Origin of the sequence: Nannocystis sp., assembly GCF_016714285.1 — a bacterium.
Lineage (GTDB): Bacteria > Myxococcota_A > Polyangia > Nannocystales > Nannocystaceae > Nannocystis.
Genome location: NZ_JADJNN010000008.1, coordinates 1 through 24,709, shown reverse-complemented (window position 1 = coordinate 24,709; position 24,709 = coordinate 1). Strand labels below are relative to the sequence as shown.

The 24,709-nt window shown below is 73.0% G+C and carries 22 protein-coding genes and 2 tRNA genes; 18 read left to right on the top strand and 6 right to left on the bottom strand.

The window, feature by feature from the left end; translation table 11 throughout:
- Nucleotides 1-395: 395 nt before the first annotated feature.
- The 6 genes from IPJ59_RS15280 to IPJ59_RS15255 all read left to right on the top strand — a co-directional run bounded on the left by IPJ59_RS15280 (nucleotide 396) and on the right by IPJ59_RS15255 (nucleotide 6,805).
- Nucleotides 396-809 (top strand): hypothetical protein, encoded by a 414-nt coding sequence (locus tag IPJ59_RS15280; protein ID WP_293272279.1) that lies wholly within the window; start codon nucleotides 396-398, stop codon nucleotides 807-809.
- Between the two features lie 58 nt (nucleotides 810-867).
- Nucleotides 868-1,608 carry a hypothetical protein gene (locus IPJ59_RS15275; protein WP_293272278.1) on the top strand — a complete coding sequence of 247 codons (741 nt, stop codon included), beginning with the start codon at nucleotides 868-870 and terminating at the stop codon, nucleotides 1,606-1,608.
- Nucleotides 1,605-3,098, top strand: coding sequence for an NCS1 family nucleobase:cation symporter-1 (locus IPJ59_RS15270; protein ID WP_293272277.1), 1,494 nt, complete (start codon nucleotides 1,605-1,607; stop codon nucleotides 3,096-3,098). The genes IPJ59_RS15275 and IPJ59_RS15270 overlap by 4 nt, the downstream gene beginning before the upstream one ends.
- Nucleotides 3,099-3,332: 234 nt before the next feature.
- Entirely contained in the window at nucleotides 3,333-4,280 is a 948-nt protein-coding gene (locus IPJ59_RS15265) for an NAD-dependent epimerase/dehydratase family protein (RefSeq protein WP_293272276.1), read from the top strand.
- 146 nt (nucleotides 4,281-4,426) lie between these two features.
- Nucleotides 4,427-6,013 carry a hypothetical protein gene (locus IPJ59_RS15260; protein WP_293272275.1) on the top strand — a complete coding sequence of 529 codons (1,587 nt, stop codon included), beginning with the start codon at nucleotides 4,427-4,429 and terminating at the stop codon, nucleotides 6,011-6,013.
- 78 nt (nucleotides 6,014-6,091) lie between these two features.
- Nucleotides 6,092-6,805: a hypothetical protein gene (locus IPJ59_RS15255; protein ID WP_293251924.1), complete on the top strand. Its 714-nt coding sequence runs from the start codon at nucleotides 6,092-6,094 to the stop codon at nucleotides 6,803-6,805.
- Nucleotides 6,806-6,822: 17 nt separating this feature from the next.
- On the opposite strand, the gene IPJ59_RS15250 is transcribed toward IPJ59_RS15255, so the two are convergent.
- Entirely contained in the window at nucleotides 6,823-7,638 is an 816-nt protein-coding gene (locus IPJ59_RS15250) for a hypothetical protein (protein WP_293251922.1), read from the bottom strand.
- Nucleotides 7,639-7,730: 92 nt separating this feature from the next.
- Between IPJ59_RS15250 and IPJ59_RS15245 the strand changes: the two genes are divergently transcribed.
- Nucleotides 7,731-10,190 (top strand): heavy metal translocating P-type ATPase, encoded by a 2,460-nt coding sequence (locus IPJ59_RS15245; protein WP_293272274.1) that lies wholly within the window; start codon nucleotides 7,731-7,733, stop codon nucleotides 10,188-10,190.
- On the opposite strand, the gene IPJ59_RS15240 is transcribed toward IPJ59_RS15245, so the two are convergent.
- Nucleotides 10,141-10,674, bottom strand: a complete 534-nt coding sequence (locus tag IPJ59_RS15240; protein WP_293251918.1) for a cyclic nucleotide-binding domain-containing protein — start codon at nucleotides 10,672-10,674, stop codon at nucleotides 10,141-10,143. The genes IPJ59_RS15245 and IPJ59_RS15240 overlap by 50 nt on opposite strands.
- 168 nt (nucleotides 10,675-10,842) lie before the next feature.
- Here IPJ59_RS15240 and IPJ59_RS15235 point away from each other — a divergent pair, with 168 nt between their 5' ends.
- The 5 genes from IPJ59_RS15235 (at nucleotide 10,843) to IPJ59_RS15215 (ending at nucleotide 14,551) form a co-directional block, all read left to right on the top strand.
- Entirely contained in the window at nucleotides 10,843-13,188 is a 2,346-nt protein-coding gene (locus IPJ59_RS15235) for a peptidylprolyl isomerase (RefSeq protein WP_293272273.1), read from the top strand.
- Between the two features lie 154 nt (nucleotides 13,189-13,342).
- The gene (locus IPJ59_RS15230) at nucleotides 13,343-13,525 is read left to right on the top strand and encodes a hypothetical protein (protein ID WP_293251914.1); all 183 of its coding nucleotides are present in this window, start codon (nucleotides 13,343-13,345) and stop codon (nucleotides 13,523-13,525) included.
- A gap of 202 nt (nucleotides 13,526-13,727) precedes the next feature.
- Nucleotides 13,728-13,799: transfer RNA gene (locus IPJ59_RS15225), tRNA-Gly, on the top strand.
- 46 nt (nucleotides 13,800-13,845) lie between these two features.
- On the top strand, nucleotides 13,846-14,052 hold the full coding sequence (locus IPJ59_RS15220) for a hypothetical protein (RefSeq protein ID WP_293251912.1): 207 nt from the start codon (nucleotides 13,846-13,848) through the stop codon (nucleotides 14,050-14,052).
- A gap of 40 nt (nucleotides 14,053-14,092) precedes the next feature.
- On the top strand, nucleotides 14,093-14,551 hold the full coding sequence (locus IPJ59_RS15215; RefSeq protein ID WP_293251910.1) for an HNH endonuclease: 459 nt from the start codon (nucleotides 14,093-14,095) through the stop codon (nucleotides 14,549-14,551).
- An 87-nt stretch (nucleotides 14,552-14,638) separates the two neighbouring features.
- On the opposite strand, the gene IPJ59_RS15210 is transcribed toward IPJ59_RS15215, so the two are convergent.
- The 3 genes from IPJ59_RS15210 to IPJ59_RS15200 form a co-directional block, all read right to left on the bottom strand.
- Complete coding sequence (locus IPJ59_RS15210; RefSeq protein ID WP_293251908.1) at nucleotides 14,639-14,959, bottom strand: hypothetical protein; 321 nt, start codon at nucleotides 14,957-14,959, stop codon at nucleotides 14,639-14,641.
- Between the two features lie 25 nt (nucleotides 14,960-14,984).
- Complete coding sequence (locus IPJ59_RS15205; RefSeq protein WP_293272272.1) at nucleotides 14,985-15,902, bottom strand: ATP-binding protein; 918 nt, start codon at nucleotides 15,900-15,902, stop codon at nucleotides 14,985-14,987.
- 97 nt (nucleotides 15,903-15,999) lie between these two features.
- The gene (locus IPJ59_RS15200) at nucleotides 16,000-18,000 is read right to left on the bottom strand and encodes a serine/threonine-protein kinase (protein ID WP_293272271.1); all 2,001 of its coding nucleotides are present in this window, start codon (nucleotides 17,998-18,000) and stop codon (nucleotides 16,000-16,002) included.
- A 96-nt stretch (nucleotides 18,001-18,096) separates the two neighbouring features.
- Here IPJ59_RS15200 and IPJ59_RS15195 point away from each other — a divergent pair.
- The 5 genes from IPJ59_RS15195 (at nucleotide 18,097) to IPJ59_RS15175 (ending at nucleotide 23,628) form a co-directional block, all read left to right on the top strand.
- Nucleotides 18,097-18,170 (top strand) — tRNA-Pro (locus tag IPJ59_RS15195).
- A gap of 507 nt (nucleotides 18,171-18,677) precedes the next feature.
- Nucleotides 18,678-20,948, top strand: coding sequence for an RCC1 domain-containing protein (locus IPJ59_RS15190; RefSeq protein ID WP_293272270.1), 2,271 nt, complete (start codon nucleotides 18,678-18,680; stop codon nucleotides 20,946-20,948).
- Between the two features lie 226 nt (nucleotides 20,949-21,174).
- The gene (locus IPJ59_RS15185; protein ID WP_293272269.1) at nucleotides 21,175-21,642 is read left to right on the top strand and encodes a hypothetical protein; all 468 of its coding nucleotides are present in this window, start codon (nucleotides 21,175-21,177) and stop codon (nucleotides 21,640-21,642) included.
- A gap of 301 nt (nucleotides 21,643-21,943) precedes the next feature.
- On the top strand, nucleotides 21,944-23,116 hold the full coding sequence (locus IPJ59_RS15180; RefSeq protein WP_293272268.1) for a hypothetical protein: 1,173 nt from the start codon (nucleotides 21,944-21,946) through the stop codon (nucleotides 23,114-23,116).
- A gap of 272 nt (nucleotides 23,117-23,388) precedes the next feature.
- Nucleotides 23,389-23,628: a hypothetical protein gene (locus IPJ59_RS15175; RefSeq protein ID WP_293272267.1), complete on the top strand. Its 240-nt coding sequence runs from the start codon at nucleotides 23,389-23,391 to the stop codon at nucleotides 23,626-23,628.
- Nucleotide 23,629: 1 nt separating this feature from the next.
- Here the strand turns inward: IPJ59_RS15175 and IPJ59_RS15170 are convergent, their stop codons facing one another.
- Nucleotides 23,630-23,755, bottom strand: coding sequence for a hypothetical protein (locus tag IPJ59_RS15170; RefSeq protein ID WP_293272266.1), 126 nt, complete (start codon nucleotides 23,753-23,755; stop codon nucleotides 23,630-23,632).
- Nucleotides 23,756-23,936: 181 nt separating this feature from the next.
- Here IPJ59_RS15170 and IPJ59_RS15165 point away from each other — a divergent pair, with 181 nt between their 5' ends.
- Nucleotides 23,937-24,218, top strand: a complete 282-nt coding sequence (locus IPJ59_RS15165) for a hypothetical protein (RefSeq protein ID WP_293272265.1) — start codon at nucleotides 23,937-23,939, stop codon at nucleotides 24,216-24,218.
- The last annotated feature ends 491 nt before the right edge of the window (nucleotides 24,219-24,709 follow it).

Here is a 24,709-nt window from a genome sequence, read left to right as displayed (position 1 = left end):
ACACGGCGACCACAACTCATTCACATTGGACGCATCACGGCCTGCTTCGAATGGAGTTGCATCCTCTGCAGCCACGACGATTGTTGCGGCGACATGGGCCCGACAGCAATGTGCGCGCCCGACACGGACGCTCCGCAGGACTGCCCCGGACCCATTTGAGTGCATTGAACGGTGAGCGCTTCGAGGCTCACAGCAATGCGACATATCGAGTGCAACCCGTCGCATTCGCTGCTACATACCGCGCAGCGACGTCACCCCATTCAGGGCCGGGGTGGGGCCGGCTCTCGGCGACGCCGACCGCCTTGCCTTTAGCGGAGGCGTCGCTCGCCGGAGGGCCGGCCCCACCCCGGCCCGTGCCCCACCGCCCGCGCTCCCACCCAGGTTATCGTCCCACCATGCACCGCCTCCTCCTCCTCGGCGCCCTGCTCCTCGCCTGCACCGCCCCGACCGAGCCGACCAAGCCCGCCGCCCCGACGCCACCGACAACCCCGACCGCACCCACCCCACCGACGCCTCCGACACCACCACCCCCAATCGCCGAAACCCCACCGACGCCTCCGACACCCCCACCCCCGCTCGCCGAAACCCCACCAACTCCACCGCCCGCCGCCCCGCCCCCTCCGCTCGCCGGCCACCGCGACCTCCACCCGCGCCCCGGCCTCGGCGACGGCTGCGTCGAGATGTACTCCGCCTGCAGCCCCGACGGGAAGGGCGCCCAACGCTGTACCGGCGCCCGCTACGACCTCGACTGCGGCCAGACCGGCAAGGTCCCGAACGGCGGCGACAAGGTCCGCTGCGTGTGCCCCTGACGTCCTGCTTCGTCGGCCCCGTGGACAGCCCGCGGCCGCCCGGCGTACACCCGGGCTCATGACTCGCCTTCTCCTGGTTCTGCCCCTCCTCGCCGCCTGCGGCCCCGACAAGGCCGACAGCACCGGCGAGACCGCCGGCACCAGCAGCACCGCCGGCGCCACCGACGTCACCACGACCCCCGACGACACCGGCGACGTCCCGACCAGCCCGCTCTCGAGCGACACCACCCCGTCGACCACCACCGACAGCGGCCACGACACCGGCCACGACACTGGCCTCGCCACTACGCACGCCAGCATCACCACCCACGCCGCCACCAGCGACGCCACCACCGGTGAGACCAGCACCACCGGTGAGACCAGCACCACGACCAGCACCACCGACACCACCACCGGCGTCGACCTCGACGCCCAGTACGCCGCCTTCTTCTTCGCCGGCGGCCTCGACCACGTCCTGATCCACAAGGCCGACGTGGTGAACGATCGCTGCACCACGCTCCACGTCGCCCACCCCACGCAAGGCGACCCCAACCTCAAGATCGTCGCCCCCGCCGAGTGGGGCGCCCAGAACGCCAACATCACCCAGGGCGTCGCCGGTTGCCTCGACGGCATGCCTGGCAACATGGGCGTCGCCGCGATCGCCGGCGCTGGCACCGTCGACTTCATCATCGACCCGATGCTCGGCTGCCCGCACACAGTCGACCTCGACCTCACCCTCGACTTCCCGCAAGACATGCCCTGGGTGCCCGCCAGCGAGCCGATGCAGGTCACTGACCTCCCGGTCCAGAACTGCCCGTGACCATCCCCGGTCCGCCACCACGAGCGTGCCCGACCACCGACCCGGTCCTCCACCACGAGCGCAGCGCGCCAATGACCACCGACCCGGTCCTCCACAACCCCGACCTCGCGCCCACCCGCCCCGACGAGCGGACCTGGAACCGCTGGCACCTCGCCGCCCTGTGGGTCGGCATGGCCGTGTGCGTCCCGACTTACATGATGGCCGCCTCGCTGGTCGACAGCGGCATGAATTGGTGGCAGGCCATGCTGGCGATCCTGCTCGGCAACCTCGTCGTGCTGGTGCCGATGATCCTCTGCGGCCACGCCGGCACCCGCTACGGCGTCCCCTTCCCCGTGTTCGCCCGCGCCTCCTTCGGCGTGTTCGGGGCCCACGTCCCGAGCCTCGCCCGCGCCCTGGTCGCCTGCGGCTGGTTCGGCATCCAGACGTACATCGGCGGCGAGGCCATCTCCGCCATGGTCGGCATCCTCTGGCCCGGATGGCTCACCCTCGGCGGCGGCGCGACCTTCATCAGCCTGACCCTCCCGAGCTGGATCTGCTTCGTCGCCTTCTGGCTCATGAACGTCGTGTTCGTGTGGCGCGGCACCGACTCAATCAAATGGCTCGAGAACTTCGCCGCCCCCTTCCTCATCGTCGTCGGCCTCGCCCTGCTCGGCTGGGCCGTCAGCGCCGCTGGCGGCCTCGGCACGATCCTCGCCCATTCAGCGAGCCTCGTCACTGAATCCGAGTACAGCGGCCTGTCCTGGTTTATCCACGTGTTCCTCCCCGGCCTCACCGCCATGGTCGGCTTCTGGGCCACCCTCTCGCTCAACATTCCCGACTTCACCCGCTATTGCAAGGACCAGCGCGAGCAGCTGCTCGGCCAGCTCTACGGCCTGCCGACCACCATGCTGCTGTTTAGCTTCATCGGCGTCGCCGTCACCTCCGCCACCGTCCTGCTCTACGGCCACGCGATCTGGAACCCCGTCGACCTCGTCGTCCGCCTGGCCCACGACGCCGATAGCCCCCTGCTCGCCTTCGTCGCAATGTTCACACTCGCCGTCGCCACCTTGTCCACCAACATCGCCGCCAACGTCGTCGGCCCCGCCAACTCGATCGCCAGCGCCTTCCCCCGCCGCGTCTCGTTCCGCAGCGGCGGCCTCATCGCCGCCGTCCTCGGCGTCCTGCTCTGCCCCTGGCTGGTCCTCGATATGTACATCGGCTGGCTCGTCAGCTACTCCGGCCTGCTCGGCTCCGTCAGCGGCGTCCTGCTCGCCGACTATTGGCTATTGCGCCGCACCCAGCTCGACCTGGACGGCCTCTACGACAGCCGCGGCCCCTATCGCTATACCCGTGGATTTAACCTCAAGGCCATCGCCGCGATGCTGCTCGGCGTCGCCGTCGTCCTCGCCGGCAAGCTCATCCCTGGCGCGCTGTTCCTGTTCCAGGGGGCGTGGTTCTCGGGGGTCCTGGTGTCCGGCGCGGCGTACTTGCTGCTGATGCGGCGCGGCTGAGATCCGGGATGTCCGGCGCTGCTGATGCGCCGCCCCTGAGATCGGCCGCCCCGCAGCCGCGGGCGCGATCGCTGCCAGTCCGCGCCTGCGAGCCCACACCCCCGAGAAACGCCGTCCAGCGGCCACCCCACGCGAGCGCCCACCTCGCTCGGCCCTGGCGCCACGGCACGCGCTCGCACATGCCCCTCCCGCCCCTGCTGCCGGCCGCCCGGCGATCGTGATATGGGAGCCTCGATGACAAGCCAGGGCCTCCACGTGGTGTTCGGGTCGGCCGCTCTCGGCCAGGCGATCATGCGCCAGCTCGTGGCCCGCGACCTACCTGTCCGAATGGTCAGCCGCGGCGGCAACCTGCAGGCCCCGGCCGGCGTCGAGGTCGTCCGCGCCGACGCCTCCGACCCCGCCGCCGCCACCAAAGCGGCCCACGGCGCCGCCGTCCTCTACCACACCGCCGCCCCCGACTACACCCGCTGGGCCGAGCTCTACCCGCCGATCCAGCGCGGGGTCATGGCCGCCGCCGAGGCCAGGGGCGCCCGCCTCGTCAGCGCCGAGAGCGTCTACGCCTACGGCCCCGTCGCCGGCCCGATGACGGAGGACCTCCCGTACGCCGCCACCACCCGCAAGGGCCGCCTGCGCGCCGAGATGTCCAACATGCTCCTCGAGGCCCACGCCGCCGGCAAGCTGCGCGCCGCGATCGGCCGCGCCCCCGACTTCTACGGCCCGCTCGCTACCACCACAACCATCTACGGCGACCGCGTCTTCTACCCCGCGATCGCCGGCAAGAAGGTCGCCGTCATGGGCAAGCTCGACCTGCCCCACACGTTCATCTACCTCGACGACTTCGCCCGCGGCCTCATCACCCTCGGCAGCCACGAGGAGGCCATGGGCCAGGTCTGGCACCTCCCCTGCGCCCCGACCCTGACCCAGCGCGAGCTCCTCACCCTGATCTTCCAGGCCGCCGGCAAGCCCCCGAAGCTCGGCGAGGCCCCCGGCGCCGTGTTCAAGATCCTCGGCCTCTTCATCCCCGTCATGCGCGAGCTCTCCGAGCTCCTCTACCAGTGGGAGCGCCCCTACCAGTTCAGCCACGCCAAGTTCGAGCGAGCCTTCGGCGCCGAGGTCACGCCCCACGAGCGCGCCGTCGCGGCCACCGTCGCGTGGTTCCAGGCCCACCCGCAGAAGCGCTGAATCCGTCGGCTCCACCGCCCGACCCCAGCACTCAACGTCTCACCGCCCCGCGCTCCCCGCATCCCGCGCCCGATCGCCTGCCCGCTTCTGGCGTGCGCTCCCCGCAGCGGCGACATCCCGCGCCCGATCGCCTACCCTCGCCGCGGATGACCTTCCTCGCCCGCACCCTCGCGCTCCGCGGCCTCCTGCTGCTCGCGCTCGTGCTCGCGGGCCTCGGCATCGGCGCCGGGCGTCGCGCCTTCATCCGCCAGTTCTTCGTCGACGGCGCCGTCGCCGACGACGCCCCGGTGTGGCCGCGCGCCCCGATCGGCGCCGGCGTCGAACCAGTCGTCCGCGTCCGCGTCGTCCTCCTCGACGGCCTCTCGCGCAGCCACGCCGCCGGCCTCCCGCACCTCTCCGAGCTGTGCGCCCGCGGCCAGGAGCTCCACGTCGACGTCGGCTTCCCGACCGTCTCCCTGCCCGTGCAGCACGTCCTGTGGACCGGGCGCACGCAGCAGCAGTCGGGCGTGCAGTACCACGTCGGCGGCCTCCCCGAGCCGCCCCGCGCCGCGCTCCCGCGTCAGGTCGACAGCGTCGCCGTCGCCGAATCGCACCCGGAGATCGTCCACGCCTTCGGCTTCAGCCGCGCCCTGCCGCAATGGGACGCGAGCGACGACCCCACCTCCGACGACCTGCCCAACTGGCGCGCCCACGACTTCATCCCCACCGCCCACGCCGCCGTCACCTCGCCGGCCCGCCTCGCGTTCGTCCACGTCCTGCGCGTCGACGAGGCCGGCCACCGCAGCGGCGCCGCCTCCCTCGACTACGCGACCGCGGCCGCGTGGGCCGACAGCCTCCTCGGCGTCCTCCACACCGCCGCCCCCTCCGACCCCGGCACCCTCTGGCTCGTGCTCTCCGATCACGGTCACCGCGCCGCCGGGGGCCACGGCGGCGCCGAGCCGGAGATCCGCATCGTCCGCGCCTGCCTGTTCGGCGGCGCCGTGGCCCCCGGCCTGCCCGCGCTGGTCCACCTGGTCGACCTGTCCCGCGCCCTCGCCGACGCCCTCAGTGCCGAGCTCCACCCCGAGGCCCGCGGCCGGCCCCTCGCCGCCGCCCTCCAGGACCCCGCCCGCGGCGCCACGATCCCCCGCCCCGGCCCGCTGCGCTGGACCGTCGCCGGCCTCATCATCATCCTCGCCAGCCTGTCCCTGAGGACAGGTCGTTCGCACCATGTCCCATGGACCAGCCGCCTCGCCCTGCTCTCACCGCCGCTCGGCGGCCCGCGCTGGCTCCCGCCCGCCCTCGGCGTCGGCTGGCTCCTGCTCGCCCTCCTCGGCGTGACCGCCGAGTGCGGCTGGCCCTCGCTCTCCAACCCCGCCGTCTACCCGCCGCAGGGTCAGGCCATGCTCTACGCCAGCGGCCCCGGTCTGCTCGGCCTGCTGGTCCTCGCCGGCGTCGCCGTGTGGCGCTGGGACTGCAGCGACGCTGCCCTGCTGCGCGCCGCCCTGGTCCCCTGGGCCCTCATCACCCTCGCCGCCCTGGTCCTCTGTCGCGCCCCGGACGCCCTCCTGTTCGCCACGCCGCCGCTGATGCCGAGCAGCACCGGCCTCGCCAGCATGCTGCTGGTCCAGGGCCGGGCCGCCTGCTTCCTGCTGGCCTTGCTCCTGGCCCTGCGCGCCTGTCGGCAGTTGTGGCTGCGCCGCCGCAAGGCCCCGGCTCCGGCCCCCGCCCCGGCCCCGCGAGTTCCCGCTTGACGCTGCGCTCGCGTTGTCGATAAGACAAAGCGAGGCTGGCGCTCGCAGATCAGGCGCGCCCCCGGAGGGTCGTTGACAATGCACTACTTATCGTCCGCTCACCGCCTGCGAGGCTCCGTCGCGCTCGTCTCCCTGCTCTCGCTGGCCAGCGCCTGCGGCGACGACAAGTCCAACGTCTCCGGCTTCTCCAGCAGCATCAGCGCCAGCCAGCCCACCCAGGCCAGCTCCGACCCCAGCGCCACCGGCGGCGAGACCGGCGGCGTCACCACCGGTGAGGTCAGCGCGACCACCCAGGGCCCCGGCGAGACCAGCAGCGACCCCGTCACCACCACCGGCGTCGACCCCAGCACCACCACCGGCGTCGACCCCAGCACCACCAACGTCGACCCCAGCACCACCACCGGCGTCGACCCCAGCACCACCAACGTCGACCCCAGCACCACCACCGGCGACCCACCCGACCCGAAGGACCCGCAGCCCGCCGACGGCCTCTACGAGTCCTGCCTCGACAACACCCCCTGCAACGTCAACCTCACCGACGGCTGCTTCACGATCACCGACGCCATGACGATGAAGGTCATCGACGGCTACTGCACCCTGCTGTGCAACCAGGTCGCCGACTGCGGCCCCGCGCCCAAGGCCCCCGCCGTCCAGGAGTGCCTGACGATCAGCCTGAACCCGGCGCAGAAGGTGTGCGCCCTCAAGTGCACCGGCGTCGCCGACTGCCCGATCGGCATGGCCTGCACCGGCCTCGCCCTGCCCAACAACATGAACGGCAACTACTGCACCTGAGCCCGCGCCCGCGACCCTCAGGTCGGGCAGCTCAGATCCAGCGACGCGCACTCGCCGGTCGTGAACGGCGGCGCGTAGGCGTCCGGCGGCGGCTGACCGGCGGCGAAGTCGACGAAGCCAAACACGCACTGGATCAGCGACGCGGTGTCCGGCGCCGCCAGACAGTCGTCGAAGTAGCTACCTGGCTGAAGGGTCAGCTGGCCCGAGCGACCGACCGCCCCCGACTCCGGGCAGCCCTGACAGTCCACCTCCCACTCGATCAGCACCGTGCCCTTGCCCCCGCTGTACACCTGCATGTAGTTGATGCCCTCGTCGCCCATCTCGCCCCACAGCACCTCGAACCTGCCGGGCGTCCCGTCGCGCAGCGCCGTCAACATGCACAGCGCCGCCGCCTCGCTCTCGAACGCCTCGATCGCGTCGTAGCCCATCCCCCACACCCGATCGCAGGGCGTCGCCAGCGGACAATTCTGCAGCGGGTAGGCGCAGCCGACATCGATCTCGAAGCAGGTCACCGGGTTAACCTCCACACCGCAGCCCGGGCACTCGAAGGCCCAGCGCTCGATGCACTGCGTCACCGGGCACGCGTCCAGCCCGACCGGCGAGCAATCCACCCCCGCGGTCTCGCCAGTCCCCTCGCTCGCCGCGCCGGTCCCGTCGCTCGTCGCGCCGGTCCCGTCGCTCGTCGGCGTCATCGTCGTCGACCCGCCCGTCACCGTCGTCGACCCGCCCGTCGCCGTCGCGGACTCGCCGGTCTCGCTCGTCGAGGACGGGTCCTTGCCGCCCGAGGGTCCGCACGCGAACAACAACAAGGCCGCGACCGAAATGCGATGCATCGGCGTGACGATCGCCGCGACCCCACCAGCACGTCCAGCAATTTCACACGCCGCGCTCACCCCGCCGCCGACTCGGCGATATGCTCGGCTCCGTGCCCGCCGCCGACGACCCCGAGTTCGAGCTGGCGATCGCCGGGCTGCGCTGCGCCAACTGTGCGAACACCGTCGAACGCGCGCTCACCAGCGTCCCCGGCGTCGCCGCGGCCGCCGTCAACTTCGCCAGTGAGACCGCCCGCGTGCACCTGGCGACCCCCGGCACAGTCACTCGCGGTGAGCTGGTCGCCGCCGTCGAGGCCGCCGGCTACAGCGTGATCGCGGGCAGCGAGGGCGGCGACGATGCCGAGCTGCTGGCCCGCGCCGCCGAGCTCGCCAGTCAGCGCCGCCGCGTCCTCGTCGGGATCGCCTGCACCGCCCCGCTGATGGTCCTCGGTATGGGCCGCGACTTCGACCTGCTCGGCGCCTGGACGGCCGCCCCGTGGCTCCTGTGGCTCCTGCTGGCGCTCGCCCTGCCGGTCCTCGCCTACACCGGCGCGCCGCACCTGCGCGGGGCCTGGCACGCGCTCAAGGCCCGCGCCGCCACCATGGACGTCCTGATCAGCCTCGGCGCCGGCGTGGCCTTCCTCGCCAGCGTCCCGGTGGTCGTCGCCGAGTCCCTCGGCAGCCACGCTCTCGGCCACCACGTCCACTTCGAGACCTCCGCCGCGATCATCACCCTCGTGGGCGTCGGCCGCCTGCTCGAGACCCGCGCCCGCGGCCAGGCCGGCGCCGCGATCCGGGCCCTGCTCGCGCTCCGCCCCGCCACCGCCCGGGTCCGCCGCGACGGCCACGAGCTCGAGATCCCCGCCGCAGAGGTCCGGGTCCGCGACACCGTGTTGGTCGCCCCTGGCGCCGCGATCCCGGTCGACGGCGTCGTCCGCAGCGGCGCCTCCGAGGTCGACGAGAGCATGCTGACCGGCGAGAGCCGCCCCGTCGGCAAGACCACCGGCGACCCCGTCACCGGCGCCACCGTCAACGGCGACGGCGCCCTCGAGATCGAGGCCACCCGCGTCGGCGCAGCCACGGCCCTGGCCCAGATCGTCCGCCTCGTCCGCGCCGCCCAGGCCAGCAAGGCCCCCGTGCAGCGCCTGGTCGACCGCGTCGCCGCCGTGTTCGTCCCCGTCGTCCTCGCCCTCGCCGGCCTCACCTTCACGCTGTGGTGGCTGCTCGCCGACCAGGGCGCCGGCGCGGCCCTCCTGCGCGCCGTCGCCGTCCTCGTGATCGCCTGCCCCTGCGCCCTCGGCCTCGCCACCCCGACCGCGATCGTCGTCGGCACCGGCGCCGCCGCCCGCCGCGGCGTCCTGTTCAAGAACATGGCCGCGCTCGAGCGAGCCCAGGCCCTGCGCACCCTCGTCCTCGACAAGACCGGCACCCTCACCCGCGGCCGCCCCACGCTCAGCGCCCTCGCGCCCGCCCCCGGCGTCGACCCGCGCGAGCTCCTCCGCCTCGCCGCCGCCGCCGAGCAGCGCAGCGAGCACCCGCTCGCCCGCGCGATCGTCACCGCCGCCCGCGACGCCGGCCTCGAACTCCCCGCCAGCGACAACCTCCGCGCCGTCGGCGGCCACGGCCTGCGCACCCGCGTCGGCGGCCACGACCTCCTCATCGGCAGCGAACGCTGGCTCACCAGCAACCACGTCGACACCACCGCCCTCACCGCCCTCGCCGCCGACCTGTCCGCCGGGACAGCCACCGCCAGCGCCACGATCAACCTGTCCCAAGAGACATCAAACCTGTCCCCCGGGACAGCCGCCACCCACCTGTCCCAAGCGACACCCGACCTGTCCGCCGGGACATCCACCGCCACCGCCACCCACCTGTCCCAAGCGACACCCGCCCTCCTCGCCCTCCCCGCCGCCGCCCTGCAGGCCCCGCAGACCCTCGTCTGGCTGGCCCGCGACGGCGCCCTGCTCGGCCTGCTCGCCCTGGCCGACGCCCTGCGCCCCGAGGCCGCCGAGGCCGTCGCCACCCTGCGCCGCGCCGGCCTGCGCGTGCTCATGCTGACCGGCGACCACCGCCAGGTCGCCATCGCCATCGCCGCCCAGGCCGGCATCCCCGCCGCCGACGTGATCGCCGGCGTGCTCCCGGCCGACAAGGCCGCCGCGATCGTCACGCTCCAGCGGGACGGCCCGGTCGGCATGGTCGGCGACGGCATCAACGACGGCCCCGCCCTGGCCCAGGCCGACCTCGGCGTCGCCATGGGCAGCGGCGCCGAGGTCGCGATCCACGCCGCCGACCTCACCCTCATGCGCAGCGACCTCCGCGGCCTGCCCGAGGCCCTGGAGCTGTCGCGCCGCACCCTCGCCGTGGTCCGCCAGAACCTGCTGTGGGCCTCGATCTACAACCTCGTCCTGATCCCGGTGGCCGCCGGCGCCCTCTACCCGATCGCCGCCGCCCCGGGCTTCCTGCGCGCGCTCCACCCCGCCCTCGCCGCCCTGGCGATGGCCCTCAGCAGCCTCACCGTCGTGCTCAACTCGCTGCGTCTGCGTCGCCTGGGAGCCCCTCCAGCCGGCGCATGATCGCCTCGAAGCGCCGCTCGTCCACCGTCACCAGCCCGAGCTGCTCGAGGTCCGGCTCGTCCTCCGGCTCGCCGCGCGTCAGGGCCCGCAGCCGCATCGCCACCGTGATCCCCAGCGCCCGGTAGAAGCGGGCCGCGAACCCGACGTCCGTCTGCAGCCTGCGCGCGACCTCCGAGCGCGCCACCGCCAGCACCTGCGAGGCCCGGGCCGCCCGCACCGTCGCCGACGGCGGCCGCGCGTCGAGATACGACAGCTCCCCGACCAGCTCCCCGCGCTGGATCACCGACAGCGACCGCTCCGTCGCCCCCGTCGCGCTCTGCGTCACGAGAAAGGCCCCCGAAAGAATGATGTAGAGGAACGGCGTGCGCAGCCCCTCCTCCACCAGCGGAGCCACCGGCGGCACGCTCAGGCGCAGCCCGACCTGCACCAACCACTCGATGTCGCTGTCGTCCAGCAACGACAGAATATGCACCGACCTCGCCATGCCCCCACGCTATCAGGCGCGCCCCGCCGCCGCCACCGCGCTATCAGGCACCCCGCACCGCGCTAGCAGGCACGCCCGCCGCGACCCCGCGCAACCCATCCCGCTCGCAACATTGTTCTCTCGCTCGCCCGCAGTCCCTCGCAACATTGTTCTGTACACTCGCCGACGATGCGCCCGGCCCTCGCCCTCACGACCCTGAGCTGCCTGCTCGCCTGCGCGCCCCCGCAGGTCCCCGCTGCGCCCCCGCAGGTCCCCGCCGCGCCCCCCGGCCCCGCCCCAACCACGACAACGATCCCCGCGACCCCCCTCTTCGAGCTCGAGCTGCTCCGCGACAGCGCCCCCCTCATCGCTCGCCTCGGCGACCCCGATCCCGGCCCGGTTATCCTCGCCCTCGCACGCGTCGGCGACCCGCCGGCGATCGCCGCCCTGCTCACCCTGCTCCGCGGCGACGATCCTCGCCGACGCGAGCACGCCGCGCGTGCGCTCGGCATCGCCGCCCTCCTCGACACCGAGCTCACCGACCTCGACGCCGCCCTCCTCACCGCCTGGCCGCGCGCCGACGCCGACGAGCGCCGCGCCATCGCCGAGGCTCTCGGCCGCCTCGGAGGCCCCGCATCTCTGCCCGTCCTGCGCGACGCCCTCGCCCCGACCGCGAGCCCGGCCCTGCGCAGCACCGCCGCGATCGCCCTCGGCGTGCTCGGTCGCCGCAAGCACCCGCTCGACGCCCCGACCCGCGCCAACCTCCTCGCCCTGGCCAGCGACCCCGCGCTCACCTACGCCGCCCTCTACGCCCTCGCCAACGAGCACACGCCGCCCCCCGATCCGTCGATCCTCGCCCTCCTGCGGGACCACACCCGCAGCAGCGACCGCGAGCTCCAGCGCCTCGCCCTCGCCGGCCTGGTCCGCCGCAGCGCCACACCGCCGCTGCAAGCCTGCCTCACCCGCGAGCTGCCCGCCGCCGCCAGCGACCCGCGCCGCCTCGCCGCCCTCATCGCCCCCGATCGCCAGACCGCCGTCCTCGCCGTCCTCGCCTGGGCCCGCAGCAGCATCGCCGACCGCACGCAGGACGAGCCCCAGCGCCTCGCCCACGCCCGCCAGCTCCACGCCGCCCTCGCGTGCCTCGCCAGCGAGACCACCGCCCCCTCGATCCGCGAGCGCCACGCCCTCGAGCAGCTGCGCACCGCGATCGATCGCAACACCACCACGACCACCAACAACTCGCCGATCAACCCACCCGCCACGACCAACAACAACACACCAACGAGCCCACCCACCGCGACCAACAACAACTCGCCCACGAACCCACCCACCAACGCAGCCAACCTCGACGACGCCCGCCGCGAAGCTCGTCGTCGCCTGCTCGCCCGCATCGACTGCCAGCTCGCCGCGCGCCTCGCCCACGACCCGCGCTGGCGCCCGCCGCTCGTCTGCCAGAGCCCGCTGCTGCGCCCCGGCGAGCGCGAGGCCCACGAGCTCGGCCCGCTGATCCACGGCTTCGGCGGCCCCTGGCCCGCGCGCGCCGCCCGGCTCGACGCGCTCCTCACCGCCACCGATCCACAGCTGCGCCTCGCCGCCGTCGCCGCTCTCGGCCCGCTGTGGCACGACCCCGCGACCACCACGATCGTCCACGCCTGGCTGCTGCGCGCCCTCGCCGACCCGGTCCTCGGCGTCGTCGGATCGGCCGCCGATGTGATCGCCGCACCGCACGACAAGCCACCGACCCACGCCAAGCCATCGCTTCTCGCCGCCAGCGATCCGCTGTGGCAGCGCCTCGCCGCCCTCGCCACCGCCCACGCCGCCCGCGAGCCCGAGCTGCACAGCACCCTCCTCGCCACCCTCGCGGCCACCGGTGTCGCCGCCGGTCTCCCCGTCTGCGAGGCCAGCCGCGCCCACGCCAGCCCCGCCGTCCGCAAGGCCGCCCGCGCCTGCGTGCAGCAGCTCCGCGGCCAGGGCCAGGGCCAGGGCCCCGCCGCGATCGCCACCGCCCCCGACCCGGGCCCGGGCAACGCCGCCTCGATCGCCACCGCCGCAGCACTGCCCCCGCCGCCGCTCGACCCGCGCAGCCTGCCCGGCGCCCCGATCCGCTGGATCCTCAGCACCGAGGTCGGCGACCTCGAGATCGACCTCGACCCCACCGCCGCGCCCTGGGCCGTCGCCGAGATCGTCGCCCTCACCCGCCGCGGCTACTACGACGGCCTCCGCTTCCACCGCGACGTCCCGGGCTTCGTGCTTCAGGGCGGCGACCCCGACGGCAACGGCTGGGGCGGCCCCGGCTTCGTGCTCCCGAGCGAGCCCGGCGACCACGCCTTCGATCGCGGCGCGGTCGGCATCGCCGACGCCGGCAAGGACACCGGCGGCAGCCAGTTCTTCTTCATGCACGCCCGCGCCCCGCACCTCGAGGGCCGCTACACCTGGATCGGCCGCCTGCGCCCAGACCAGCACGGTCATCCCGATCGCCTGGACGCCCTCGCCCTCGGCGACCACATCCTCCGCGCCCGCATCGCGCCGCCCTGATCCGGAACAAACCCATCAGAACGAAAGTGCGCATATAAGCAGGCCCCGCGGACCGGCCACAAAATTATCACCGCATTCGTACAATCGTCGCGTTCAGGTGCTTGACAGCGGCGCGGCGTTCGGGAACACTGCCCGCCTGTAAAAGAGGTGAACCATGCTTTCCGTCCACGACATGCCGCTTCGCGCCCAGCTCCCGATCGCCGCCCCAGTGCAGGCGAAGGGCCTGTTCGCCGCGAACGATGCGAGCGAGTCGGGACGAGGTCGCTGGTTCGCAGGTACGGCGCCAGGCCACACAGGTTATCACCTGCAGGCCAGCCCCGACCTCCGCAGCGAATGAGCCCCGCTCGCTGAGCGAGCGAGCGCCCCCCGACATCGGGGCACCCCGACATCGGGGCACCCCGACATCGGGACACCCGCTCGATCGGCCCTCCGTCGGACCGCGGCCCGCCGTCGCAGCTCCGCAAGTACCCACATATCCGTGGGCGCTGATTCGCCGCGGCATTGGCCCGTCGCGGCCACACCCGTCGATCCATCGATCTGCGTGCAAGGTGCTGGTGGCCGCACGCCTCCCTGCCACGGAGGAAGCGAGGGTTCAACTCCCTCTGCGCGCTTTATCTCTGTCCATTCATCCATCGCTCCGCCGAGAAGGAGGCCGTCATGCGCACGATCCACGCCGATATCACGGTCCGCACCGAGGACCACTGCATCCCCCTCTCCCCGGCCCGCCTGCGCGAGCTGTGCATCCGCACCGGCGACCGCGTGCGCCTGGCCGGCGGCGACATGGAGGTCGAGGCCCAGGTCGAGCTGCGCCGCGGCGGCCCGGTCGCCGTCCCGCAGTGGAGCACCCTGACCTACCGCGATTGATCCACCGACCACCCGTTCCAAGCCGAAAGGAGGCGCCGTCATGTACGTCAAGCTGAAACACGAATACGACACCCTCACGCCCCGCCCGGAGCGCGGCCCCGAGTTCTACCTGGCACGCCATCTGCGCAAGATGGGCCTGCGCCAGGGCAAGGGCGACGGGCGTCTGGGCCGGCTCCGGGAGACCGCACGCTACAAGAAGACCTCCGTCGCCGACGTTATCCACGACCGCCTCGATGTCTGCTTCACCAGCGAGTTCCGCCACTACCTCTGGCACGTGCGCACGCTCTGCACCTACTGCGGCGCGCGCCTGTGCAAGCGCGAGGTGACGCGGGACCACGTGGTCCCGCGCTCGCGCGGCGGCAGCAACCACCCGGACAACCTGGTGCCCAGCTGCGGCCCGTGCAACCGGGCCAAGAGCGACAAGCCGCTGTGGCGCTTCATGCTCGAGCGCGGGCGCCCCGATCTCCGGATCGCCCGCCCGCGCCGCGCCGCCGCGTGAACCAGCGAGGCCAACATCCCGCGGCGGCGCACGCCGGCCCCCTCATCCCAGGGCCTCGCGTCGCGCCGCCGCGGCGACCCGTCACGCTCAGCGCTGGCGCTCGGCGACCTTGCGCGCCGCCGCCAGCTCGCTGCCGAAGCTGTGCTGCATCGCGTCCATCTTCTCCTGCAAGCTGCGGTTCTCGGCCCGCAGGGTCTGGATCTGATCCGACAGCGCGTCCCACACGTGCTCGAGCGCCTTGGCCACCAGCTCCTCGGGGTTCGGCATGTGGCCGCTGCCACCCGAGCCGCCGCCGCCGCCGACGCTCCCCGTCAACGGCCTCGGCCGCCGGATCGCGCTACACAGCTCGACCAGCGGGGTCTTCGGGTCATCGCAGCTATTCGTGGATGCAGTGAGCAGGTCTGGCATGTCTCGGTCCTTCTGGTGGCCTCGCTCAGCGCGAGGGTCCCGGGTAGCGGCGCAACCATGTCTCGAGGATCTCCGTGATCTCGCGCAGCGACGCCTCGTTCGCGAAGTATCGCAGGGCCGCCCGCGCGTGCGGCAGCGCCTGCGTCGGCGCCCGCTGCTTCAGCGCCTCGAAGCACAGCAGGTGCAGGTCGGCGGTGGAGGCGTCCTCCCGCCGGCCCTGCGGGTCCCAGCGCTCGAGCGCGCGCTCGGCGACCAGGACCGCCGCCGCCGGCCGCCCCAGGGCCAGCAAGGCCTCCCCCTCGCGGGCCGCCAGATCGACCCGCAGCGCCTCGCCGGCCGCCTCCGCCAGCCCCGGCTCGCCCAGCAGGGGCACCGCCGCGGCCACGAAGCGCAGCGCCAGCGCCGGCTGCTCGCGCGTCACCGCCAGCCCGGCCGCGTTGCGGTACGCGATCAGCAAGCGAGCTGCCTCTCGGGACAGGTGCCCCTCCGGCACCGCGAGCAGCTCGCTGTAGGCGTCCAGCGCCGCCGTCGCGTCGCCCGCCGCGAACGCGGCCCGGGCCACCAGGTCGAGCACCGCCCCGCGGTAGCTGCGGACATCGGCCGGCAGGGCCCGGTCGCGCAGCAAGGCCCGGGCCTGCCGCGCCAGCGCCCCCGCGCCCGCCATGTCGCCCCGCAGCTCGGCGACCTGCGCCGCCGCGAGCAGCAGCTGCGGCCGGTACACGCCGCGCCCCGCCCCGCCCGCCCCGCCCGTAGAGATCGCCAGCCCGCGCCCGATCGTCGCCTCCGCCGCCTCCAGCTCGCGCAGCTCGAGCTGCACCTCGCCGAGGTTGACCAGGAACTGCACCAGCTGCGGGTGCTCCGGCCCGAGCTCCTCCTCCGCCAGCGCGAGCCCCCGCGCGAAGCGCCCGGCCGCCCCCGCCGCATCGCCACGCAGCCGCTGCACCCGCCCGAGCCGCAGCTCGACCAGGCCGCGACGCAGCGGCCCGGCCCCCTCCTCGGCCGCCGCGCCCCGCTCGAACAGACTCTCGGCGGTCGCCAGCTCACGCGCGTCGAGGGCGATCGCCCCGAGGTACTCGAGCCCCTCCGCCCAGCGCCGACCGCGACGCTCGTCGAGCCGCGCCAGCTTGTAGCCGAGGACCGCGAACCACGCTGCCGTCGGCGCTGCGCTGCCCGTGGGCCATCGCCACCCGCACCAGGCGCAGATAAATGTCCGCCGCGAGGTCGTGCAGGTCGTGCCGCTCGGCCAGCCCCGCCGCCTCGCGCAACGTCGCCTCGGCCGCGTCCGCGTTCGGCCCGTAGGTCTCGGCGCGGGCCAGCTGGTACAGCGCCGCCGCCAGCGTCGGCGCATGACCGATCTCCCGGACCCGCCGCACCGCGCTCGCGGCGATCGCCTCACTCTCGGCGTAGCGCCCGAGGATCAGCGCCGTCTCGGCGCGGGCCAGGTCCGCCTCGACCCGGCTCACCGCCTCGCGCGCCGCGGGCGACGGCGGCGCGGCCCCGTCGGCGAGGCGCAGCGGATCGGTGCACGCCGCCACCCGATCGCTGTCCGGCAGCGCCCCGAGGTCGAGCTCGAGCGCATCGCCAGCCGTCACCCGATCGACCACCAGGTCGAACACCGCCCGCTGCTGCGCCAGGCAACGCAGCCCGCGCCGCAGCGCCGGCGCCGGCAGCCCGCCCGCCACACCCGCCGCGCACAGCTCGACCCGCGCCGCCCGCCAGCGGTCCGCGAACTCCCCCAGTCGCCCCGCGATCGGCCCGGGCAGCGCCGACCACGTCACCGGCAGCTCGTCCGCCAACTCGCTCGCACACTGCTCGCGCGGCGACACTGGCGTCGCCGGCAGGGCGAGGAACCACAGCCCGACCAGCGCCAGCGCCCCCGCCACCCCCGCGAGCCCGATCCACGGCCGCAGCGGCCGCACGTCGAGCTCCGCCAGCAGCGCGTGCATGTCCGCGAAGCGATCGTCCGCCCGCGGCGCCAGCCCGCGCCGCAGCGCCTTCAACACCCGCCGCGGCACCCCCCGCAGATCCTCCGGCGGCCGGATGTCCCCGGCCAGCGCCGCCTCGTTGTACTCGAACAGATCGGCGCCCATGAACGGCAGGTGCCCGAGCAGCGCCTCCCACAGCGCGACGCAGAAGCTGAACTGATCGCTGCGCCCGTCGGTCGGCACGCTCCGCAACTGCTCGGGCGACATGTAGCGCGGCGTGCCGACGATCGCCCCCGTCGCCGTCAAGCTGTCCCCCGACCCCGGCTCCGACATCGCGTCGCTCACCGCCACCGCAGCGGGCCGTGGTCCGCCAGACCCCGGCGCACCGTCGATCACCTCGCCCGCATCGCGCCGCGCGTGCGCCAGCCCGAAGTCGAGGACCCGCACCCGCCCATCCTCGCCGAGCATCGCGTTGCGCGGCGTGAAGTCGCGGTGCACGACCCCCTGCGCGTGCGCGGCCGCCAGCCCGAGCCCCGCCTGGCGATACACCGCCAGCACCTCCGGCCACGCGTGCGGCCCTTGCCGCCGCCACGCGTCGAGGTCGACCCCGGCGATGAACTCCATCACCACGTAGATCTCGTCGAGGTACTCGCCCGAGTCGTGGATCTGGACCACGTTCGGATGCGACAGCGTCGCCGTCAGTCGGGCCTCCCGCAGCAGCCGCCGCCGGCTGTCCGGGCTCGATCGATCGGGCCGGACCAGCTTGATCACGCTCTTGCGATCGAGGTCCGGGTTGTAGACCGTGTACACCGAGCCCATCCCGCCGCGCCCGAGGTGATCGAGGATCTGATACTTCCCGATCCGCGGCCCGCCCTCGCCGCGCCCGGCCCCGTAGAGCCGCGTCTCGAGCTGCGCGCGCGCCAGCTCGGCGTCGACGTCGAAGCCCGGCCGACCCACCCGCGCCGTCGCCTGACCCGAGCTCGTGCCGGTCATCGCCAGCGGATCGATCGACGCGCCCGAGGTGTGCAGCGGCGGCCCCGACGATCGCGTGGCCTTCACGCCCGGCGACTCGGGCACACCCGTCGTATCGCCGAGATCTGCGTCCGACGGCTTCATCGCGGCGTGCAGCCTAACGCCCCATCGCACCCGCAGCCAGATGGCAGCGAAAAGCCTTTGACAAGCGCCCGGGGCTCCTATAAACACCCTCCTCCTCGGGGCGTAGCGCAGTCTGGTAGCGCACCTGGTTCGGGACCAGGGGGTCGGAGGTTCGAATCCTCTCGCCCCGACAGCAAGCAGATCGTCGACCGGCCTGAAGCTTCCCGCTTCGGGCCGCGACCTTTTAAGGCCCCCGCCCCAACTGCCGCTCCCGATCCTCGCCGACCGAGCACGCGGGGCGAGGCTGCCTGGGCCGGTGAGCGGGGGCCCCACGACCGACAAGCACTCGCGCGTGCCACACCACGCCCGCACCGAGCGGGGCGCCGACGCTGTCCGCCCGGGGACAAGGGGCCGACGGCGAGGGCGCAGCGGGAGGACCCGGGGCTCGCGCGCAGACGCCCCTCGGCCGCCCGTCCCCGCGACCCCAGGGTCGGTGAAATCAACCTGTCCATCGGGACAGATGGGCGGCGAGCACGTGCCCCGGGAGGACCCGCGTCGCAGGGCCCCACAGTCCGTCGGCCCCCTCCCCGGCCCAGGCAGCCTCGCCCCGCGTCGCCCACCCGAGCCCAGCACGAGCCCAGCCCGAGCCCAGCACGAGCATTGCAGTCCAATGCGCGCCACCCACATACTGCTGCTCGATGCCCGCCCGTAAGCTCCTGCTCGCCCTCCCCCTGCTCGCGCTCGCCGCCTGCGACGAGGGCCCCCGCGGCTACGGCACGCACACCCCGACCAAGACCGGCACCACCCCGAGCAAACCGACCGGCAGCACCGGCACCGCCACCAAGCCCGGCCCCGGCACGGGCACCCAGGTCAGCCCCTTCGGCCCCCCCGTCGAGATCGCCGCCGGCGGCGATCATGCCTGTGCCCGCAGCGAGAACGGCAGCGTCGACTGCTGGGGCCGCGGCAGCAGCGGCGAGCTCGGCGACGGCAACCTCCGCGACAGCCCCAAGCCCGTCGGCGTCCGCGGCCTCGCCGACGCCGTGCAGCTGGCCCTCGGCACCAGCCACAGCTGCGCCCGCACCCGCGACGGCCAGGTCGTGTGCTGGGGCAGCAACGTCCACGGCCAGCTCGGCGACGGCCAGGGTCGACCCGGCTCGCGCAGCGCCATGCCGGTGGTCGTCCGCGGTATCAACGACGCCACCGACCTGCGCGCCGGCGACGACCACACCTGCGCCCTGCGCCGCAGCGGCGGCGTGGTCTGCTGGGGCGACAACCGCGGCGGTCAGCTCGGCAACGAGGTCCGCACCGCCTGGGTCACGCCGACCCAGGTACCGGGCCTCACGGACATCATCGAGGTCGCCCCCGGCGCGCAGCACACCTGCGCCCGCACCCGGGCCGGCAAGGTCCTGTGCTTCGGGACAGGTCCCGAGGGACAGCTCGGTGACGGCGCCAGCAAGCACAGCGCGCCCGCCCCCGTCAGCGGCCTCGCCGACGCCACGATCCTCGTGTCCGGCGGCGACCACAGCTGCGCCCTGCGCCGCGCCGGCACCGTGATGTGCTGGGGCAGCGGCTTCGGCAAGACCCCCGTCGCCGTCGCTGGCGTCGACAAGGTCGCCGAGCTCAGCGCCGGCGGCGGCCACACCTGCGCCCGCAGCAAGGGCAACCTGCTGTGCTGGGGTCACAACGAGCGCGGCCAGCTCGGCGACGGCACCCGCGACAGCCGCAACACCGGCGCCCCCGTGCGCGGCCTCCCCGACGCGATCGGCCTCGCCGCCGGCGCCCGCCACACCTGCGCCCTCACCCACACCGGCGGCGTGCAGTGCTGGGGCAGCAACGACGCCGGCGCGCTCGGGGCCGGCCTGCTCCCCGGCGGCGGCGACGACGGCCAGGCCGGCACCGTCCGCAACCTCACCGACGCCACCGACCTCAGCAGCGGCAACGCCTTCTCCTGCGCCGTCGCGGCCGGCACCGTCCAGTGCTGGGGCGCCGGCGGCCTCGGTCAGCTCGGCGACGGCACCCTCGCCGACCGATCTCTGGCCCAGCCGGTCCCCGGCATCAGCGACGCCGTCCAGGTCGCCGCCGGCGACGGCCACGTCTGCGCCCGCCGCAGCAGCGGCCAGGTCTCCTGTTGGGGCCAGAACGGCAGCGGCCAGCTCGGCGACGGCAGCAAGACCATGCGCAACAAACCAACCACGGTCGACGGCATCGCCGACGCCGTCCTCATCGCCGCCGGCGGCGAACACAGCTGCGCCGCCCGCCGCTCGGGCCCGGTCCTGTGCTGGGGAAAGAACGCCACCTACCAGCTCGGCAACGGCAAGAAGGACGACAGCGCCCGCCCCGTCGGCGTCGCCGGCAACCTCGGCCCCGTCACCCAGCTCTCGCTCGGCACCACCCACAGCTGCGCCCTCCTGGCCGGCCGCCGGATCATGTGCTGGGGCGGCAACTATTTCGGCCAGGTCGGCAGCGGCCACACCGTCGGCTACTCCGAGATGCCGAGCCCCACCGGCGTGCAGAAGGTCGACGACGCCGTCGAGCTCGCCGCCGGCGACGACCACACCTGCGCCCGCCGATCGACCGGCGCGATCGCCTGCTGGGGGAAAGGCGACCTCGGCCAGCTCGGCGCCAACATCACCAGCAACTGGTCGACCCGCGTCCCCGTCAAGGACCTCTCCGGCGCCACCGCCCTCGGCTCCGGCCGCGCCTTCAGCTGCGCCGCCGGCCCCGGCCGCGTCATGTGCTGGGGTAACAACACCAGCGGCCAGCTCGGCAACGGCTCACGCACCGGCGCCAAGGTCCCCGTCGCCGGCCAGGCCATCGCCGACGTGCTCCGCCTCGCCGCCGGCGTCGACCACGCCTGCGCCCTCCGCAGCGGCGGCCGCGTCATGTGCTGGGGCAGCAACCAGCGCGGCCAGCTCGGCGACGGCACCACCGCCGAGAGCCTCGCCCCCCTCGCCGTCGCCCTGCCCTGAAGGACAGGTCAGCGAACCTGACACGTCGGCCGGGGCAAGTTCGGCGGCGCCGAAGTACACATGGTCATCGATCCCCAGCTCGGTGTATTGGCTCAGCGTGAACGAGACAGGTGGGTTAACGAATGGACGGACCGACGTGCCGATCCCGCGTCCACACCATTGCCAACGCCGGCTGCATCGGATACATCGTCGCCATGTCGCTGATCGAGCATCTGGAGGGTCCCACGTGGCGAGAATTTCTGTCGAGGACATTCTCTTACACGCTCGACGTCCCGAGACCGATCCGCATCAATGGGTCGGAAGCTCGGTGGACGACCTGCGTACATGGCTACGCACGGGCAGTGTCCCCCATGCCAGGATGCGCCTGGGTGATCAGGCGAGAGAGCGGCGGCTCTCTACCGATCATCAGGCGGAGCTCATCGCTGCGTTCGATGCTCTCGTCGAGCAGCATCGCCCGCAGCTCTTCCGCCTGGCTGGCAGTGGAGTCATCCCGGCTCCTGTTGCGCGCCAACTCCACGCTGGATTCCCTACTGAACTGGACGTCCTCGATTGTCTCGCGCGGATGGCCGCCGGAGAGCGACCGTTCGAGGACTGGATGCGCCGGAACGGCCGCAGCGAGGAAGATATTGCGGTGGTGTACGCGGCCATCGACGGCTGGCTGGCCCATCAGCGTGGTGATCGCACCTTGAATTGATCAGGGCACGGCGTCCACTACTGCGGAACAGAGCTCCGCTCACCTTAATGCCGTCTGAACCGAGCATGCGTACGATTTCACCAATGTCTCGTTTGATCGCCGAACGAATCGCAAGCTGCGCCGCAAAATCAGTGTTCCGAGTGAAAGGCATTCCAGATCGGTCGCTGGCGCCCCCGGCGGCGAGCGGGGTGGTCCACCCGTGCCAGAACGGCGTGGACCACCCGCCGTCCGCCCGCTACAGTGTGGAATGCCCACCCCCCGAAGCACGCTCGCCGCGGGACCACGGTACCGACTCGCAGGCTTGTTCACGGCGCTGCTCGCCGGATGCGCAAAGGACACTCCGGGCTCGGATGAGGAGCAGACGTACGGGTGCAATGGCGGCTGTTCGTGCGACCACGCATCCGCGGATGTCTTGCTCTCGGCAGCGGACTACGCGTTGTGGCAGCAGGGTGAGGGCCCGCCGACGACTAGCGGAGACGGCGGCTCAACTTCGACGACGACAGCCACGTCCGGCATCGACAGCTCGACGTCGCCGATGACCGACACCACGACGGGGGACGCCGCCTCGTCGTCATCAACCGACACCACCACCGGGGATGGTGGATCGTCGTCAACGACCGTCACGACCGGGACCGACGCGACGACATTCGGGGTGGAACCGACCGGCGGTGACCTAAACGACGAGCTCTGCGCCGCACTGTGCCAGCACTACACCGCCGCCGACACCTGGGGCCTCTACTGCACCCTCGCCGACGACGCACCGCCCGATGAGGTCCACGTCGTGTGCACCTGGACGACCGGCTGCGACGGCCGCCGCCACGCGTGCCTACGCTCGTCGGGCGAGGGAATGGGCGCCGACCCGCTGACGGCCTGGCTCGCGCGCGCAGCCCACGACGAGGCAGGCTCCGTTCACGCTTTCGACGCCCTTCACAGCGAGCTCACCGATCACGGCGCGCCGGCCTCGCTGCTTCGCCGCGTGCGCAGGGCGGCCGCCGACGAGCGCCGCCACACCATCGCCGTCGATCGGCTCGTCCGAGCCCGTCGCGGTGCCTGGCGGCGTCCGCGGGTCCATCCGATGCCTACTCGCGGCTTGCGGGCCCTGGCGATCGAGAACGCAGTCGAGGGCTGCGTTCGTGAAACCTGGGCGGCCCTGTCCGCGGCGCACCAGGCGGCACATGCCAGGAACCCGGCGATCCGTACTGCCATGCTCACCATTGCAGCCGATGAGCGCCGCCATGCCGAGCTCGCCTGGGCGATCGACGCATGGGTTCTTGCTCGGCTCGGCGCCGCCGATCGACGGGCCGTCGAGTTCGCGCGTTCGGCCGCCGCGTGCAGCTTGCGGCGAGGACTGGCGGCACGTCGACTTCCGCCCGCAGTTTTCATCGATGCCGGCGTGCCACACGGCGCATCAGCGCTGAGGCTCGTAGCCGGCCTTGCGGCGGCACTGTGGCGGAGTCATCCTCCGCCGGGCTGATCTCCCCGTTCGGCGAGGCCGAGTCCCGCGACTACATGGTGTTCGGCGGGGCCCGCGTTGGCGGCGTGGCTGGGCTCGTTCACCATGCCGTAGCGCTCGCGCCGCTGGATCCTCGTTCCCTTATCCATGGCAAAACCATGGCAACGGCCTCGGCTCGATCGGGGCCGTTGTCAGCCTGGGTGGCCCGCCTGCTCGCCGCCTTCAGCGACCGCTTCGGCGCCGCCCCGCACGACGCCGACCCCTGAGCGCCAGCGATACGATATCGTCGCACGATGCTCCCCCGTCGCCTCGCCCTCGCCCTCGCCGTGACCGCCTGCGGCCCGACCCCCGCGGACACCAGCGATACCAGCGACACCAGCGCGACCAGCGATGCACCCGCCAGCACCACCGAGCCCACCACCGGCCCCGACGCGCCCAGCGTCTGCCTCACGCCCCACCTGAGGGCATCGCCGTCGCCACCAACGCCGCGCAATGTATCAACTCCGAGGACGCGGGCGGCGCCATCGAGCTGACCTACGAGACCTGGCCCGAGCTCGTGTACGACGACTGCTCCCACGCCGAGGTCGAGGTCGACGTGCCCTGCGTCGCCACCGCCATCGACGAGCAGACCACCGCCGTCGCCATCACCCTGCGCTGCACCGACGACGCCGCCGAGGCTCACGAGCTCACGCTCACTGTCACCGACCGGCTCTGTTCTTCCCGGTCTGCACCGGCGACAGATGCGCCTGCGCTACGCGTTCAACGACTAGGCTGCCCGAACGGCGCCACAGCGAAACCCTGGTGCTGCGCGCCGCCGCCACCGAAGCGATCCTCGTCGCCATTGTCAACCGCATCGAGCCTCCTGAGCTGCCCGCTCGACCTCGCCGTCGCCGACGACGCCGGCTGCGAATCGAGCTCCAATTCCTGCATCACCACCACGCGCTCCGCCGCACGCATCAGCGAGGCGATGTCGGCACCGCCCCTCGTCTATGACGGCACCCGGCGGATCGCCGGGCTCGGCGCGCGTTATGTCGTCCAGCCCGAGCTGGTCTTCGAGACCTCGCCCGAGGGCTGCGAGACCTTCTCCAGCGTCGAGATCTTGCTGGCCCGCGTCGATCCATAACGCCCGCCGGCCCCGGCCCCGGCCCCGGGTCGGCCTCCGCGAGCACATCACGCAACTTCTCACGCGGCGACGCTCAACCTGTTCGAAGGCCAGATGCAAGGCACCGAGACAGAGGTCGAAGGCGACCAGATCCGGGCGGCGGCCCGCGGTCGTGGCAGCAGGAGCAGGAAGTGTTGCTCGAGGGGCGGTGTGAATCGACACAAAGCACCTCGGAGATATCCTTCGAGACCAGAAAGCCGCCATTGTGCAGGTTCAAAAAATCCGGGTGTCGCCCATCCCGTGCATCGAGGCTGCGTGCGAGGACTGCTTCGCATGCGGCACGCGGTCGACGGCTTCTACTACCACGTGCAAAAGTTCAGACCCGAGAGCCTGCGGGCGTTCGCCGATGAAGCCTACGCCGAGCCGCGAATGCGAGCCTTACGACCCTCCCTATCGTACCATTACAGCACCTCGCCGTAATCCTCGAAGGTCTCTCGGCGGACGATGTCTTC